Source organism: Larkinella arboricola (genome assembly GCF_003259745.1).
GTDB classification, from domain to species: Bacteria; Bacteroidota; Bacteroidia; order Cytophagales; family Spirosomataceae; genus Larkinella; species Larkinella arboricola.
This window is the reverse complement of the sequence record NZ_QLMC01000006.1, coordinates 51,260-67,000: the sequence shown is the minus strand read 5'-3', so window position 1 is coordinate 67,000 and position 15,741 is coordinate 51,260. Positions and strand designations below refer to the sequence as shown.

The 15,741-nt window shown below is 48.0% G+C and carries 13 protein-coding genes; 5 read left to right on the top strand and 8 right to left on the bottom strand.

Annotation, left to right across the window (positions count from 1 at the left end; translation table 11 throughout):
- Window positions 1-445 precede the first annotated feature (445 nt).
- Window positions 446-1,345, top strand: coding sequence for a PIG-L deacetylase family protein (locus tag LX87_RS22505; protein ID WP_229310778.1), 900 nt, complete (start codon window positions 446-448; stop codon window positions 1,343-1,345).
- A 100-nt stretch (window positions 1,346-1,445) separates the two neighbouring features.
- Here LX87_RS22505 and LX87_RS22500 read toward each other — a convergent pair whose 3' ends face one another.
- Genes LX87_RS22500 through LX87_RS22485 form a run of 4 tightly spaced genes read right to left on the bottom strand, consistent with a single transcriptional unit; the run spans window position 1,446 to window position 5,611 of the window.
- A complete protein-coding gene (locus tag LX87_RS22500) occupies window positions 1,446-2,783 on the bottom strand; it encodes a TolC family protein (RefSeq protein ID WP_170139426.1) in 1,338 nt (445 codons plus the stop codon).
- A gap of 17 nt (window positions 2,784-2,800) precedes the next feature.
- Window positions 2,801-3,913, bottom strand: a complete 1,113-nt coding sequence (locus tag LX87_RS22495; protein ID WP_229310777.1) for an ABC transporter permease — start codon at window positions 3,911-3,913, stop codon at window positions 2,801-2,803.
- Between the two features lie 27 nt (window positions 3,914-3,940).
- Complete coding sequence (locus tag LX87_RS22490) at window positions 3,941-4,894, bottom strand: HlyD family secretion protein (protein ID WP_111630558.1); 954 nt, start codon at window positions 4,892-4,894, stop codon at window positions 3,941-3,943.
- 15 nt (window positions 4,895-4,909) lie between these two features.
- Window positions 4,910-5,611, bottom strand: coding sequence for an ABC transporter ATP-binding protein (locus LX87_RS22485; RefSeq protein ID WP_111630557.1), 702 nt, complete (start codon window positions 5,609-5,611; stop codon window positions 4,910-4,912).
- Window positions 5,612-6,198: 587 nt separating this feature from the next.
- Here LX87_RS22485 and LX87_RS22480 point away from each other — a divergent pair.
- The gene (locus LX87_RS22480) at window positions 6,199-7,977 is read left to right on the top strand and encodes a tetratricopeptide repeat-containing sensor histidine kinase (protein ID WP_111630556.1); all 1,779 of its coding nucleotides are present in this window, start codon (window positions 6,199-6,201) and stop codon (window positions 7,975-7,977) included.
- Window positions 7,978-8,326: 349 nt separating this feature from the next.
- Here LX87_RS22480 and LX87_RS22475 read toward each other — a convergent pair whose 3' ends face one another.
- The 4 genes from LX87_RS22475 to LX87_RS22460 all read right to left on the bottom strand — a co-directional run bounded on the left by LX87_RS22475 (window position 8,327) and on the right by LX87_RS22460 (window position 12,914).
- Window positions 8,327-9,136 (bottom strand): hypothetical protein, encoded by an 810-nt coding sequence (locus LX87_RS22475; protein WP_111630555.1) that lies wholly within the window; start codon window positions 9,134-9,136, stop codon window positions 8,327-8,329.
- Window positions 9,133-9,903 (bottom strand): ParA family protein, encoded by a 771-nt coding sequence (locus LX87_RS22470; protein WP_111630554.1) that lies wholly within the window; start codon window positions 9,901-9,903, stop codon window positions 9,133-9,135. The genes LX87_RS22475 and LX87_RS22470 overlap by 4 nt, the downstream gene beginning before the upstream one ends.
- A gap of 46 nt (window positions 9,904-9,949) precedes the next feature.
- Window positions 9,950-11,482 (bottom strand): replication initiation protein, encoded by a 1,533-nt coding sequence (locus LX87_RS22465; RefSeq protein ID WP_111630553.1) that lies wholly within the window; start codon window positions 11,480-11,482, stop codon window positions 9,950-9,952.
- A gap of 751 nt (window positions 11,483-12,233) precedes the next feature.
- Window positions 12,234-12,914: a hypothetical protein gene (locus tag LX87_RS22460; protein WP_146624535.1), complete on the bottom strand. Its 681-nt coding sequence runs from the start codon at window positions 12,912-12,914 to the stop codon at window positions 12,234-12,236.
- A 952-nt stretch (window positions 12,915-13,866) separates the two neighbouring features.
- Between LX87_RS22460 and LX87_RS22455 the strand changes: the two genes are divergently transcribed.
- The 3 genes from LX87_RS22455 to LX87_RS29000 form a co-directional block, all read left to right on the top strand.
- Window positions 13,867-14,190: a cupin domain-containing protein gene (locus LX87_RS22455; protein WP_111630551.1), complete on the top strand. Its 324-nt coding sequence runs from the start codon at window positions 13,867-13,869 to the stop codon at window positions 14,188-14,190.
- A gap of 401 nt (window positions 14,191-14,591) precedes the next feature.
- Window positions 14,592-14,738, top strand: coding sequence for a DUF418 domain-containing protein (locus tag LX87_RS29400; protein ID WP_111630550.1), 147 nt, complete (start codon window positions 14,592-14,594; stop codon window positions 14,736-14,738).
- Window positions 14,739-15,256: 518 nt separating this feature from the next.
- Window positions 15,257-15,741 (top strand): PQQ-dependent sugar dehydrogenase family protein (locus LX87_RS29000; RefSeq protein ID WP_211325355.1); only part of this gene is annotated, 485 nt, incomplete at its 3' end.

The following is a 15,741-nucleotide window of genomic DNA, read 5'->3' as shown; positions in this document are numbered from 1 at the left end:
CCATCACCGGCTATGGGCAGGAAGGCGACAAAGAGCGGGCTCTGAAAGCGGGCTTCAATGCCCACCTGGTCAAACCCATTGATCTTCCCAAGCTGCTAGGGCTGCTTCAGGCAAATTCGTGAGTAATCTCATACCAGGCGTCTACAAAGCCAGAACGCCCGGTTGGGCTGGTCGGCAGAAAACCATTCGCATTCTGTACACGGTTTTTCCAGATACCGGATAAACACCACTTCGACGGGATAAACTGTCCTCATCTATTCCTATTTTCGGTTGATGGGCCTGGCTCCTCCCCTATTTATTCTTTTCATCCTAAAGTCTTCCTCCAAATTGTTTTAAAATTCGGTTAAAATCGCGTTTTTCGAACGGGCGGATTTACAGGTCAAAAACCGTCTGATCCGAATCGAAATAGGAACGCCCCAATAAAACCCATTAACCTGTTTACACTATGCACAATCGAATGACGATGCGACTTATCCTGCTGCTGGCCTTAAGCCTGAGAATGACCTTTACATGGGCACAAAGGCCGGGCGAGCCACTGCGCGTGATCGTTTTTGGCGCCCATCCGGACGATTGTGATTTGGGCGCAGGCGGAGTGGCCTCTATATATGCCTCCATGGGTCACCAGGTGAAATTTGTCTCAATGACCAACGGTGACGCTGGGCATCAGGACATTGGCGGGGGCGAACTGGCCAAAAGAAGATACAAAGAAACGCAGGAAGTGGCCAAACGGCTGGGCATTACCTATGACGTGCTCGACAACCATGACGGTGAACTCATGCCCACCCTGGAAAACCGTCTGGCGGTCATTCGCAAAATCCGGGAATGGAAGGCGGATCTGGTGATCGCTCCCAGAACCAATGATTATCATCCGGACCACCGAAACACGGGCATCGTGGTGCAGGATGCGGCCTATCTGGTCATTGTACCCAATATTCTAAGTAGTGTGCCCCCGCTGACCAAAAATCCGGTTTTTCTCTATTTCCGCGACGGTTTTCAGCGACCCAATCCGTTCCGGCCCGACATTGCCATTGATATCACCGAAACACTGGCAAAAAAGGTGGAGGGTCTGGATGCGCACACGTCCCAGTTCTATGAGTGGCTGCCCTGGACCCGACAGGATTTGACGAACGTACCCAAAGACCCCGTGGAGCGAAAAAAGTGGTTGCTGACCGCTATGGAAAGACGTTCTTCCGTGACACCAGAAATTAAGGCATCCCTCGAAAAATGGTATGGTCAACAAAAGGCAGCAACGATTAAATCGGTGGAAGTCTTCGAAATTTGCGAGTACGGCAGACAGCCTAGCCCGGAAGACATCAAGCGTTTGTTTCCCATGTTACCGCGCTGATTCTTACAGGCCACTGGTGATACTCTTTCACGTATGAATTCGGAGCAGGAAGTATTTTCCATACCGAGTCGGTCCGGTTTGATGCCTGTTTAACGGACCTCTACTGGATGACCAGCGCCAGATTTCCGGACGTAAACAACCGTTTCAACTGGTTTTGTAACAGCTGAATTTTGGTGTCCTGCTGTTTAAGGATTTCTTTTTGGAGGTCTATTTCCATTGAGTTGAGGTCGTTGGCTTCCAGTTTGCCCGCGTTGAAACGTTCCTGGTAGATTTGCAGACTTTCCTTGAAAAGCACGATGTTTTCCTCAACAGGAATCAGTTGCTGCTGTTGCGTACGTATGGTTTCATCCAGTTCAAGCAGGTCTTTTCGCACCAGTTGTTCCTGTTCTTCTGCTTGCAGGGATAGGGAAGTTGCCTGAATGCCCAGTTGTTGTAAATGATTTGCCCGATTCTCGCCCGCCAGCAGATTCCATTTCACCGACAGCCCGACATAAGAGGCCAGATACCAGCTATCTTTTGCCACGGGATTGAATGTATTGGCAAACTGATTGGCCCCGAAAAAACCTTCGACTCCGACCGTCGGCTTATTTTTTCGACGTTCACCAATGAGTTGCTGCTGTACCAGCTCATTCTGGCCCTGCAATTGATTAATGGCGCTGATTCGCTGCGGGTTCAGCTCCGTTTTGTCGGCTTCCCTGAGTAACGAAACCAGGGATTCGGATTGGTAATTCGCCCGCAATAACTGGTCAACGGGCAAGGTGGTCAGGTAGCTCAGGTAGACGATTTGTTTGACAAACTCCGTAACCGCCAACTGATAGTTTTCCAGGGCGTGATTATGATTGACCCTGGCTTTGTTGTACTCGGTCTTGAGCAATCGGCCTTCCTCCAGACGTGCCTTCATGAGTTGAACCGACTGGAAACTACGCAGGGTATCCAGGGCACTATCAGTAATCCGGGTTTGATTTAGCCAGATGTTGGCGTAGGTTTTCACGACCTCATAGCGCAGTTCGTTTTCGGCATTTTCGCGGTCAAGCTGTTTCAGCCGGTCCTGAATTTTGCTTTCCGCCACCTGGCTGGCAATCGACGCATCCCAGAGCGGTTGGTAAACCGTTGCCCCGGCGTTTTGTTGCCAGGGGGTCCCGAAGCGAATTGCCCGCACTTCATCAGTTGCTGGCTGAAAAAACTGGCCGACCGGCACAATGGAGGTTTGAATAATGGGATTATACCGATAATTGTAATTCAGCGACACCTGCGGCCAGTACTTGGCCCTCAGATCAGCGGTTTTCAAAGCCGCCAGGAGTTGATCCTGCGACAACGCTTTAATACTTGCCCGGTTTTTAAGAGCGACCTTTACACAACTGTCCAGCGACAGCGGGGTTTGCGCATATAGGCCGACGCTGATCAAACAAAGCAGAAAAAGGGCAGTATATTTTTTCAATCCATTCATAGCTGTTTTTATCTGAATACCGAAGCGGGCTCCACGCTGTTGATTTTGCGAATGGCAAACAGCGAACCGCCCATCGAAATAAAGAGCGTAACCAGAAAAAGTCCCAGTACGAAAATCGGCGGAAAGTTTAGGATAAGCCCGGCACCGGCCACGCCTTTCTGAAAACCAACTAACAGCAGCATGGCAATCACAAATCCCATAATGGCAAACAGGAACGATTGCATTAAAATCAGTTTGGTGACATACCCGTTGGTCGCGCCAATCGCCTTGAGGGTTCCGTAGTCCTTTAACCGATCCAACGCTGCGGAATAGAGGGTCAGGCCAATGATGAAAAAGCCGCTGATGATGGCAAAGACAACTAGTGAACCAATGCTGGTGCCGATGTTGGAGGTGATCGTAATGAAGCGAACGGTGGTGTTTTTCAAGTCCGTACTATCCCAGGCTTTCACCCCGACAATCGTGTTATCAATGTTTGCGATCACCTGTTCTTTGCTGAAACCCGGTTTCACCTTCACGGCCACGCAGGATATTTTATTGGCCGGAAAACCGCCATAATACCGTGCTTTGGACAGGGTGGTGTAGAAAAAAGAACCGCCAAAACCGCGGGCATTTTTTGTGCGTACTTTAATAATCGCACTCTTCCCGTTGATCTCCACCGAAGTGCCCGGTGCGACGCTGTTGTTGAACGTGCTCTCATCAAAAAACTCGGCGGAAACCGCCCCCTCGTCGAGCAGACTGCTGATCTTGCCGTCCATGACCAGATCGGGGCGGGGACCAGCCACAAAGTTGGGGGCTTCGCTGCCAATGAGGCTAACAATGGCGGTTTTCCCATCGACGAACTTGATCGAGCCTGACGCCACGACCACCGCGTAGGTTTCCTGCACACCGTCGATGCTTCGGATTTCCCGAACGAGCCGTTCGTCCAGTTGGGCCAGTTCATTCGCGTTGCTGGTGATGTTGTCCACCACCCATATCTCGCCCAGATCCTGCCGGCTGCTCGACACCAACCCGCCCATCAGACCCGTCAGGAAGGAAAGAATGCCCACCTGCTGTCCAATCAGAAAGATGCTGATGACGATGCCGATGATAATTCCAATGCTCTTGGATTTATCAAATTTCATGAATTGATACGCCGTTCGCAGCATAGATTACAGGCTAATGATACACTCTACTTTGGTGTTCAGTAACAACCGGTCGCTTTGATCGATTGTTACCCTGATTTCCCGCACCCGGCGGTCTTCCAGATCGCTGGCCTGCTCCTGAAACAGGGATTTCTTTTTCAGATAGGGCGACACAAACTGGATAGTTCCGGTCGCAAGGGTATCGGTACGGCCCACGAGCCGGATGACGGCTTTTTGGCCGGTTTTTATCTTATTCGCGAATAATTCATCCACTTCGGCCCGAACCACAACGGGGCCTTTAGCCGCAAAATCAGCGTACGTTTCGTACTGTTTGATGGCGCTTCCGACGGTTGGAAACAAATCCAGAATCACTCCATCTTCCGGCGCCCGGAGCATTTTCAGGTTTTTTTCTTCCTTACTGACCTGGCCCTGTTTCTGGATTTCTCGGAGACGCTGCTGGGCCCGCCGGATGGCTACCTGTCTGTTTGCCAGCTCTATTTCCGATTTTTTCAAGGTTTGCTCCAGGTCATCGACGTTCTGCTGCGTTTCGGCGTTTTTTTGCAGCAGGTTTCGGGCCGTAGCCAGTTGCTCCTGGTTGTATCGGTAGGTTACTTCGGCTTCGCGGGCCGCTTCCCTGGCCATCTCGATTTCCGATCGCTGCGTGGCTAGCTGGCTGGTTGACTGCTCAAAACGGGACTGTTCCAGCACCTGATCCAGTTGTAAGATGGGCTCGCCTTTCCGCACGGAGTCGCCCCTTGATTTGAATTGCTTTACGACAACGCCCGCCGACGTTGCCGCCAGGGCCACGATGCCATTTTCGGGTTCTACTTTCCCGGTTCCGGTCACTTCGCGCACTTTATCGGGGGAGAAAATCTGGGTGCTGTCTACCCCGTCTTTGGCTGCTTTCTTTTGGTCACCGGAATTACAACCAAACAGGATGGCCAGACAAAAACTCAGGTAAACGAAGGCGTTACTTCTCATAAGGTAGTTAGCGAATTATTTTACGAATTCTTCATCTTCGGAAGGCGTATCACTGGCGACCCCATCATTCACATAGATAATCCGGTCGGCGTACTGCTTTAAGCGCAGGTCGTGGGTGACGACCGTGACAGATTTTCCGCTCTCCGCCAGTTGTTTGAGTTCAGCCATCACCACACTAACACTCTTCACATCCAGTGAAGCCGTCGGTTCGTCACAAAGAATGATTCGGGGATTGGTCACCAGCGCACGGGCAATCGCCACCCGTTGCTGTTGGCCGCCACTCAGCATTTTGGGCAGGTTGTACATTCGGTCGGTCATGCCCACTTTTTCCAAAGCCGTTTCGGCCCGTTGGCGCGCTTCGTTCCGGCTAATCCCCATCAGCAGCATCGGGTGCATCACATTATCGAGAGCGGGTAAAGGGGCCAGCAGGTTAAAACTCTGAAAAACGAAGCCAATGTTCTGAAGCCGGATTTTAGCCAGTTCTTTTTCAGAAAGCGTGGTGATGGCTTGTCCATTGATGTATACCTCGCCCGAAGAAGGGTAAATAACACAGCCAATCAGGGATAATAAGGTTGTTTTCCCGGAGCCGGATGGACCGATAATCAAGGTGAGTTCTTTTTCTTTAAATTCAGCGTTGGTAGGTTGTAAGGCAACAATAGTGGTATCGCCGGTTTTGTATTCCTTGCTGGCACCCCGAACTTCCGCTACTACGGTCATAGATTTATTACGCGAACAGTCTTTAGAATATGTTTTGAATGGTCGATGGTCACCGGAGCCGTCGCTGCGGCTACAAGCCCTAAGAGCTTATAAATCCAATCTGTCCCTTTCGGCGGGCAACATACACGATAATCCACAAGAATGCATCCGTTGTACGAACATTCCGTTTTTATAGGTTAACAAATCCGTAAAAGTTTTGGCTAGTAAGTTTAAAAAAAGTCTTCTACTGCAGCCGATCACCCCTTTCGGAACACTCATTCATAGATTCAGGAAGAGCGTTTCTTAAAAGGTAATCTTATGGTTGGGGGCGGGGAAGAGTTAACGGGGTGATTACCTAAAGCGATTGATAACTGAAGTGCCCGGCAATCCCGATGAAAAGCCACTTGCGGGACTATAACCGCCTGGTGAATAGGGCGCTTGCCGAATACCTTATTTAGTCAATTAAAAGTCTGGCGAAATCCAAGCGAGGAAAACGTGTATACTATAGGCTGGTGAGTATTTCAGGCTGTGTGGGCCGCCGGAGCCGAATAAATGTTTTGATTAATCCAGCATTTTTTTATTTTGCTTACGGTTGTTGGCTACCTCTAATGATTTCATTTCCTTTTACACCTTCCAGGTTCTGGCTGAGCCTGGCCCTTGGGTTTACCCTGTCGGGATTCCCTGTTTGTGGGCAGAACGTACCTTTGTCTACCGCAGAGATGACGAGTTATTCAGCCAGTCAGCCAAGGCCGTATGTTCAGGAGTACGAAAAATTAAAAGAAGCTCAGCAACTTTATCGAGAAGCCGTTGCAAAACACGATTCCACGCTCTTAAGTGAAGCCTGCTATTTACTCAGTAAGCGCTATAAAACCTTAGGTGACCTTGTAACTTCTGAAAAGTGGGCGATTCAATCGCTGCGCATCCGGGAAGGCGCCGGACCTTCCAACGAACTAGGCAAGCTTTATGTTCAACTTAGTGGCAATTGCATGGCCTCAAGCCGTTATCAGGAGGCCTACGTATACGCCCATCGTGCCCTGACAACATTTCAGGCTATTCAATCCGAACACGGTCTGATGGGAGCCTACAGCATGCTGGCCGGCGTACATTCTTTAGACACGGCCTCGAAAATAACGTTAAAAAATAAATCCTTTTTTCTCTCGCTGGACAGTACGTTCTATTACCATAAGTTGGCTGAACAAATTGCTCTAAAGCAGAATGACTTAAAGGAGTTATCCATGATTTATGTAGCGGTTGGTGGCGCCTGGCTGAGAAGAGACCCTAAGCGCTCCATCCCCTATTTGCAAAGCGCCTTAGCGTTCTTCACGACGAACAAGATTTATCATAGTGTGGTTGGCGTTCAAATATCCCTGGCGCATGCCTACATAGCGACCGGACAAAACCAAAAAGCCGGCCGGTTTTTGGCGCAGGCCAAACATACTTTTTACACGCAGCACCTGGCTCATTATCACCTGCTTGGCGATCTGGAAACCGCCTATGCCAGGCTCTACCAACAGACAGGCCGTTCCAAACAAGCGATCCTGCATTTGGAAAAGGCACATGAAATCCAAACGAAAGCGCTTAAACAAGACCGAGATGGCGCCATTTCACGTCTTGGTTTAGTGTACAGGATTGACCAGAAAGAAGCGCAGTTAAAAACCCAACAACACCAGATTGCCTTAAGCAGGGAAAAACTCCGATCCCAACGCCAGATCAGCATAGCCGCTTTTTTATTGGCCACACTAACGGCAATGATGTGTTCTGTATTTTTTTATTATAACCGAAAAAACCAGCGGATCAGCCGCCAGAATGCGGAATTGGTAAAGGAACAAAATCACCGGGTTAAAAATAACCTGCAAGTCATATCGAGCTTATTAAGCCTTCAGGCCAAGCGCCTGTCCGATCCGGGTGCGAGGCTGGCCGTTGAAGAAAGTCAACTGCGCGTACAAGCCATCGCGATGCTGCACCGGCAGCTTTACAATGGAAATAAGTTAATTGAGGTTGATGTGACGGCTTTCATCCCGGATATTGTCAATGGCGTATTGCAGGTGTATGGCTTTGACCCGCGTATTGCTCAGTATACACTTTCTCCGTTTTGGCTGCACGTTGATAAAGCTGTGCCATTGGGATTGATTCTTAATGAACTGACTACCAATGCCTGCAAGTACGCTTTCACGGATCACCCAAATGCTTCCTTAACCATAACGTGTTACCAGAAGAATGCTGTGGTTTGTTTACAAGTGGTAGATAACGGTCCTGGTTTTACCCATTCCCTTCGAAGGTCTTCTTTCGGTCTGCAATTAATTGATATACTCGCCAAGCAACTGGACGGAACGTATGACTTTACGATGAAGGGAAGCACATCCTTTAGGCTCTCGTTCAAATTATAAAAAACAAGTGCGGTACATTCCCCTGGGGCATAGTCCTGAAGATTCAATGCCTGACGAATGACGGCCTGGAAGTCTGATCGAAACCGATTATGTTAGGAGAGGCATTGCTTACCAGTAGAGAAAAAGGACACTTAAAAAGTGTTAGCTAGTTTGATCCGGATTAATAATAAATAGGGTGGGGGCAATAGCCAAAAGGAGTACTAAGGCTTCGGCTGACTTCTTCAATGTCAAATTTAGAAGCCGGTTTTGAGGAGTCAGAAACGTAAAATTCTTTCTTTGCTGCCTTATCCCGTTATCTGCTTAATGTAGAATGCTCCACAACTTATGGTATTGATCCCCCACGAACCGATTATTTGGAAGAAAGTAAACCCAGCTGACGGGCTTCCAACCATGTAACAGAATCCGTAAATGTTTCGGTAATGACCCAATCGGGCCTTCCTCGCAGGGTGCTCCAGATCTCGGCCAATCCGTGGCGAAGTAACCAGCTCCCCTGTATTTCCACCCGTACATCCGGAGCGTCCTGATCGGCTGCCGCTTTTCGAATCCGTCGAATCATCTCCGTTTTCTGGACTTCCTTACTTTTCTTCCGCGACGGAACGGCTGACGGACGAGCCAACTGCTTTTTGGTTTCTTTAATCAGACTGGCTGTGATAGGCTTTTCCAGTACGTCCGCTTTTTCAATCACCTGTTGCCAGACCGTTCGGCGCTCGGCTGGAGAGAGATCGGCCAGAACGCTGGCGTGCGACTCACGTTCGGGTAAAACATAGTGCACACTTTTGTCGGAAATTTCCGACATTATAGTTCCACTATCGCTTTCGGCCAGACTATTCACCACTTCAGCGGCACCAATCAGCTCATAAGCGCGCTGACGCTTTAATCCGAAGCGCTCCCGGCAGTAAGCTTCAAACGTGCGGTGGGTAGCCCGGTAAAGCTTCTCCTGGCGAATTGCCATTAAAGCATTACCTACCGATAGAAAGGTGGTCAGCCCTTCTTCAATAATGCGTTCATATTGGGCCAGTTGATGGGCTTCGGCGGCACTTATGGAGGAAAGTTCGCTGACACCTTCCGATTGCAGTGAAAGAGCGGGCAGGGCCGCGTCCGGTAGGGGTTCACTGTGCAAATCCGTCAGCAGGTTATCAAAAGACTTACCTTTTTTCATGAGGGGATAGGGGCCGTAGCGGTTACTTGTAAAAACTCCTGGCAAACACTGATAAAGTCCTGAGCACCCCTTGAGGTAGGTGCATACTCGAAAATGCTCTGGCCAAAGGCCGTACATTCCATCAGAGAAACATCCTGCCGAACCGAATTAGTAAACAAACGAACTGTAGGATGATCCGTTAATTTGGAGTAGACCGACTGACCAAATTTAGTGCGCAGATCGAATTTGTTCATTAAGATGCCCGCTAACTGTAGGCCGGGATTAAGCCGACGACGCACCTTAAGGACGCACTGTAGAATCTCATCAAGACCTACGTAAGCAAAATTTTCGCCCTGCATGGGCACAATAAACCAGTTGGCCGCACCCAATGCACCAAACGTTAAGGCTCCCAGACTGGGCGGGCAGTCAATAATAACGTAGTCATAAGGGCGTCCTTCGAGCTGCTCCCGCAGTAGATAGCCGCTGTCGGGTTCCATGTTCAGTTGGTGTTCATAGCTCAGCAGCAACCGGCTCGAAGGAAGTAAATCGATGTTCTGGCCTTTTACCAGCGTCTCTTCCCAACTGGCTTCGCCCAGCAGCAACTCACCCACATGATGGGGCGCCTGCCGACAGCCCGCTGCCAGACCCAGATTACACTGAGCGTCCAGATCCACCAGCAGGACACGAAATCCCTGCTTAGCCAGAGCAGCCCCCAGGTTTAGCGTAGTAGTTGTTTTACCGGTGCCGCCTTTATTGTTGGTGACGGCAACCGTAATTGGATATGCCATAATTTAATAATTACATATAAATAGCTTAGCCTAAGCTGGCTTTCACTTAATGAATCGTGATACCCAGACTTTGGGCGACGGCAGCATACTTATCCCGAACAGGGGAGAGCGCCTGGGGAAAATGCTGTTCGAACCAGTGCATGACATCCGAATACACCAGCCCGTACCCCGCCCCCATCAGGGCCTGTAAAAAGGCTTCTTTGGTATGTTCACCGTTCATGGCGCTAACCAGTTGACTGGCAACAATACCGCTCATGGTGGTGCCCAGGCCCGGCTTCTCCTGCCCGGCTTTCAAATGCGTCAGATACTGCTGGTAAAGGTCAGCCGATTTACGAAATGAGGCCAGTAGAACGGCCCTACGGTCATTTTCGTACTGCTCCAGTAGTGTCGCTTTGGCCGCTGCATTTTTATCAAACGTTAGCTGCTGCTGGACCAGACGTTGTTTTTCTGCCTGCCGCTCCGCTTTTAGCCTGTCGCGGTTGGCCGTCTCATCGCTGAGCCGGGTAGAATGCACCATAGCGACAATGTAGGATGCAATGCTTTTCTTGATTTTAACACCATTACGAATTTCGCTCAACACATGCTCAATACCCAATCGAATCTGATTTTCTGGCAGATATTGCACCCATTCATCAACGGTACGGCGGCTAATCTCAAAGCGCTCCACCAGGCCAAACAGCTCATCGACCAATGCCTGTCGGGCGACTTCTTCAGCACTTACAGCTACCGGCCTGGGCGTTGGTTCATCAACCACTTCGGCATGGGCAAACTCCAGCTCGATCTGACCGGGAGTGGGTTTGGGCAGGGCCTGCCAGCGTACCACGGTTTTGGCTTCCAGACTAAACGTTAAAGACGTAATCTGACGCTTCTGCTTGGTTTCGATTAGCTCTTTTACCTCCAGATCCGTGTACGTATTAATGTCCCTGATCGCCCGCATGATAATCTGCTGCTTAAAACTACCGTATTTTACGTAAAACTCGGGCGAAATACTTAAAATCTCCCGCAGCCGCACCAGCGAGTACTTGGGCATTTTGTTGCCCAGATTGTACTGGTTTTTCAGGACCGCGTACATCTGGATGGTATAGATGCTCTGAATGCCAACTACATTACGCAGATCCGCTGTTAAATATTCCCGTTTGAGTTCAAGTAGATACGGTTTGAGCTTGGCATGAAACTTTACCCGAATGTGGTTACGATCACGGGCATTAAGCGGCTCACTGGATTGATCCAGCAGGGGTACGGTTGTTTTATACGGAATGCCCTCGATTTCTTCGTAGACTTCTAAAAACTTTTTCTGTAGGCGTAGGGCCGCCGTGCGGATATCATCGTAATTACGGGCCCCGCGGCTTAGGGCGAATAGCTTAACGACATCACCCACGTTAATGACGGTTGAACTGAATTCGCTATCGGTTGGCTGAATCATGGTCAGCATCGTCCCAAATAACCGGAACTCGTGTAAATCAAACTTAGAGATGGCCTCTAATAAACCATATTTACCCGCCCGCAGCCGGATGGTATACCGCTGATCGGCTTCTTTCTTCGTTTGAACTAGGGAATCGAGTGCCTGCTTTTTGGCCATATGGTTCGCAATCTTGAAGCCTTAGTAAGCGAATATAAGAGAAAAAGCTATCATCTTATTGTTCGAATCAAAAAGTTTTACGGATTTCATCTCGTTTCGCGTTCAATCGCTTACTTTTCTGCGTTCAATTCCTTATCGAACCGCGTTCAATCACTTATACAATATCTGCACAAAATATTGATAATAAGGAGTTTACTAAAATTATCAGCCTTTTAATAGAATTTTGTTGTCTGCTCAATGACTTGCTCCTTCAATAGCCGCGTTCAATTCCTTATCTATTTGCGTTCAATCGCTTACTTTTCTGCGTTCAATCTCTTATCCATTTGCGTCCAATTGCTTACCGAACTGCGTTCAATCACTTATCGTTCTGCGTTCAATTCCTTATCTATATGGCTGTAACACACTAAAAATCAAAGCGTTGCGAGGCCCTTAAATATTAACTTTATAAACTGTTAAGTAATAAAAACAACAAACAGAGAGTGGCTGTTGATAAGCAAAATAATTTTGTACGTTGGCACATTCTAATAAAAAGATACGTCTCATATAAAATAAATAAAATTAAATATTATGCTGAGTGATTTGCGTTCAATTCCTTATCGAACTGCGTTCATTCGCTTATTTTGAGGGATTAAGCATGCTGATGGCCTGTTTTAAGCCAGTTAATGGATAAAATAAGGGTTTGAACGCAGAAAGGAGCGTAGCAGAAGTGAAAACATAGGCCTTGGCTGAATCAGAGCGTATTGGTATGACTCTAAAAAAACAGCTGCGTTACGATCTCCTTGCTAATATCGGGTTGACGCAGACAAATCAAATAAAAATACGCTTTGTCAATAAGCTGGGCATTAAATTGCAACTGGGCAAATTCAATCCCCTGGCTGTAAAGGAATAGCTGGTAATCGTGCAAATGGCGCAACGTTCCCCGGCCCGTAAACAAGTTCTTTAAGTTGTGGTATTCGAGTCCAGCGGCCTGAGCAACCTGTCGAACCGAAAAAGAGCGACCAGGGTCAGATGATTCAGCCGATGGATTATCCTGGGTGGCTTTATTGCGTAACCGATAGAAGCTCGCCGAAAATACAAGTTGCCAATAATACGCATAAGCGGCTGGTACGATCTTAATTTCATTAAGTTTGGCAGCAAGTTCTGTTCGTTGGATATTGTCACTTGAAGAGCCATCTACAGCCGTAATGGCTGGTACTGGTGCATTGGGTATCGATTCCATTTCAAAATGCGTGAGGTCCAAAGACTGCATAACGTGTTCGGGCAACACAACATGCGCGTAAGCAGCTTTTTCAAAGGTTAGTTTGGGAGGACGGCCCCGCATGGATTTTGCTTTTTTGACAGGAGGGGACACTTCAGGTTGAGCCGAATGACTTTTCCCTGCTTTAGGCAGTTTCAGTGTAGTCGGGGAGGAGGAAACAGACTTGTTAGCCATAAAGTGTGTCCAGGTAAAAAATGAATTATCAAAAGCTATACAAAATAAGCTGAAAAAGGAGCAGGAAGCTTACTCTGTTGAACGTTTTGCGTACAATTACATATCTTCCATAAAAGCTATTAGGGTTATGAAATTGATGTATGTAGAATGGATGGGTTAGCCAGTAACCCGCCTTGTTCTTATAATCCGTTGACCATCACGGTTATATTCCATATAAGTGTTAGAGTAGGGGAGGAGTTGATAAAAAGTATCTACCCGTTAATACTAATAAATAATTTTATTTATTATAAGTCAATTGTGATGCTTTCCTTACGTAGTATAGCTCTCCGGAATGGTCCTCGGAATTTCTCAGCAATGCCGTGGAACTAAATAAAAAAGGCAGATTAATATATAGAAGCTTTTGATAGCTAGATTAATAATCGATATACCAATATTCATCAGTATGGGATAAGTCGTGTTATCAGCACCAGTATAAACCTAAATAGGGGTCGCGGTTTATATAAGATATTGGACGCAAAAAACTGCTCACTAAACGGTGTCAAGGGTGAATAAAAAAGAAAACACCTTATTTTCAGTATCAGACTAACGTCAACACTAACTTCGATATTGAATCTTTCAAACTGGTTGTTATCAAGGCCTTTATGAAGGAAAACCCCTTACTGACGAAGATGGCTTTTTCGCTCCTTTTCTCAGGCACGTTCTAGAATGGCCCTAGAAGGCGAAATGGCTAATTACTAGGTGGAAACGCGACCCACTGAACAGAACCTCCGAAATAGAAAGACCACCAAGCAGGTTAAAAGGATTACTATCCTGACATTTGTATGATACCTTCCAGAGCTACCATTACCTCGGCTCAGACGGGCCGAAGCATTCACATTGGCGACTGTAAGAACACCTTTTTAGTGAACAATACCGATACGGGTGGTCTTTACTGTGTCGTTGAACATGATTTATCCGCGGGCTTTCCGGGTCCACCGCCCCATGCGCATTGGGTTACTACCACACCTTTTATGTGATCGAAGGGTTGGTAAGGATTGTACTTGATGGCAAGACCGTTGAAGCGACAGCCGGAACCTCCGTGTATATTCCGGCCGGAATTGTTCATCAATTTTCCAATCCAGGCCCGGAAAGAGCCCGCATGATGGAAATCGACACGCCGGGCAATTTCCAGGCTTACTTCGAGGAGTTAGGGCAGGCGTTCCCCATCGGTACACCTATTGATCAAGCCTGGATGGTCCACATTCAGCAGCAGTATGACTTCATTCCGGTCCACTAATGGGGAGGCCATGATTATAAACTCACGCGATTCCGACGGGTTTAGAGCCACGGGCAGCCGGTCCTGCGGAGTCATTGTGTGCGGGCGAGTTTCTGGTATCACTATTTCTCCCGAAAATTGCTTGCTTATGGCCCAAAGATTCAATTCCAGAGCATAGTATAGAATAAATCTCTATCTTTAAATGGGGACTCCTACTTCTTATTTAATCAGATAGCCTATTCAGAACTCAGACCAATCATCACCAATTGTACGTTTGTCTCCAATTTTGCCCTTTTTGGTGGCGGAGGGGTTATAACAAACGGTATAAAGCCGGTATTTTACAATTATACTTTTTGGAACAACACCAGCAGCTCCGGGAATGACCAGATTTATATCAATGGCGGAGCACCCGGTTTTGCTTACTGTGCTATTCAGGGCTTGACCGCTTCCGAATGGGACCGATGGAATGGCTCTGGCGACGATGGACATACGGAACGAAAACCTCAATACTGGTTAAAATGGGGCGTACCTTAGCCCTTATAATGCATTTGTCGATGTATATTTACTAAATATATATAAAGAATAAATCGATCAGGAAATGGTATCTTGTAACGATTAGATATAATTTTAAATTAGTACGTTTTTTAAACCAATAGTTGAATACCCCTATCTGAAAAGTGATAAAATGATCATCATTTTATCAGCCATTTGAGCAATGCAATTATGGGCTTAAGGATTAAAATCTTAACCGAATCACTTAGCCTGTAAGAACGGTTTGGCTGAATCAAGGGCCAAATGAATCAAAATACCCCGCGCTCTATACATTATTAAAACTGTTTCTTTTTCACCCTACACTAGCTTAAAATTCATGGAGTTTATGTCTACTCGCTTTGCTTTGCAGATGCAGTGTATCTGTATTTGGATAGTACTTCTTTGCTGTTTAAACGGATCAGACGCCTGGAGTCAGAAGAAAGGACCTGATAAAAATAAGTTTAAGGGACAGCATAAGCTGATCAAAAAAGCTCGTAACGGAAAGCCGTCCAAAGAGCAATTAAAGCATGCCGCCTTTAATTTCACGTCAAGCCTGTTGAAGGACAACCCCAATGGCCGATTAGCCGTCTCCGCCGGTCTGAAAAATCCCACCTCCCTGCAATTCGGTCCCGACGGCAAACTCTATGTGGCCCAGCAGAACGGCCTGATCAAGGTGCTGACCATCGTCAAAAACGCCCCCAATGACTACTCCATCGCCAGCCAGGAAACCATCGGCCTCATCAACACCATCCCCAACCACAACGACGATGGCTCCCTGGCTCCCTTGGTGACCTCCCGGCAGGTCACCGGTCTGCTGGTCACCGGCACCGCCACCAACCCCATCCTCTACGTCAGCTCCAGCGACAGCCGCATCGGCGGACCCGAAGGGGATCTGAACCTGGACACCAACTCGGGCATCGTCTCCAAGCTGACCAAAACCCCCACCGGCTGGCAGAAAGTGGACCTGGTCCGGGGGCTGCCCCGCTCGGAGGAGAACCATGCCACCAACGGTCTGCAACTGGATGGCAACAAGCTCTACCT

Excerpts from the sequence above, each read along its gene's own strand:
- LX87_RS22505 (WP_229310778.1), top strand. The coding sequence starts at position 446 with ATGCACAATCGAATGACGATGCGACTTATCCTGCTGCTGGCCTTAAGC.
- LX87_RS22495 (WP_229310777.1), bottom strand. The coding sequence starts at position 3,913 with ATGAAATTTGATAAATCCAAGAGCATTGGAATTATCATCGGCATCGTC.
- LX87_RS22490 (WP_111630558.1), bottom strand. The coding sequence starts at position 4,894 with ATGAGAAGTAACGCCTTCGTTTACCTGAGTTTTTGTCTGGCCATCCTG.
- LX87_RS22485 (WP_111630557.1), bottom strand. The coding sequence starts at position 5,611 with ATGACCGTAGTAGCGGAAGTTCGGGGTGCCAGCAAGGAATACAAAACC.
- LX87_RS22480 (WP_111630556.1), top strand. The coding sequence starts at position 6,199 with ATGATTTCATTTCCTTTTACACCTTCCAGGTTCTGGCTGAGCCTGGCC.
- LX87_RS22475 (WP_111630555.1), bottom strand. The coding sequence starts at position 9,136 with ATGAAAAAAGGTAAGTCTTTTGATAACCTGCTGACGGATTTGCACAGT.
- LX87_RS22470 (WP_111630554.1), bottom strand. The coding sequence starts at position 9,903 with ATGGCATATCCAATTACGGTTGCCGTCACCAACAATAAAGGCGGCACC.
- LX87_RS22465 (WP_111630553.1), bottom strand. The coding sequence starts at position 11,482 with ATGGCCAAAAAGCAGGCACTCGATTCCCTAGTTCAAACGAAGAAAGAA.
- LX87_RS22460 (WP_146624535.1), bottom strand. The coding sequence starts at position 12,914 with ATGGCTAACAAGTCTGTTTCCTCCTCCCCGACTACACTGAAACTGCCT.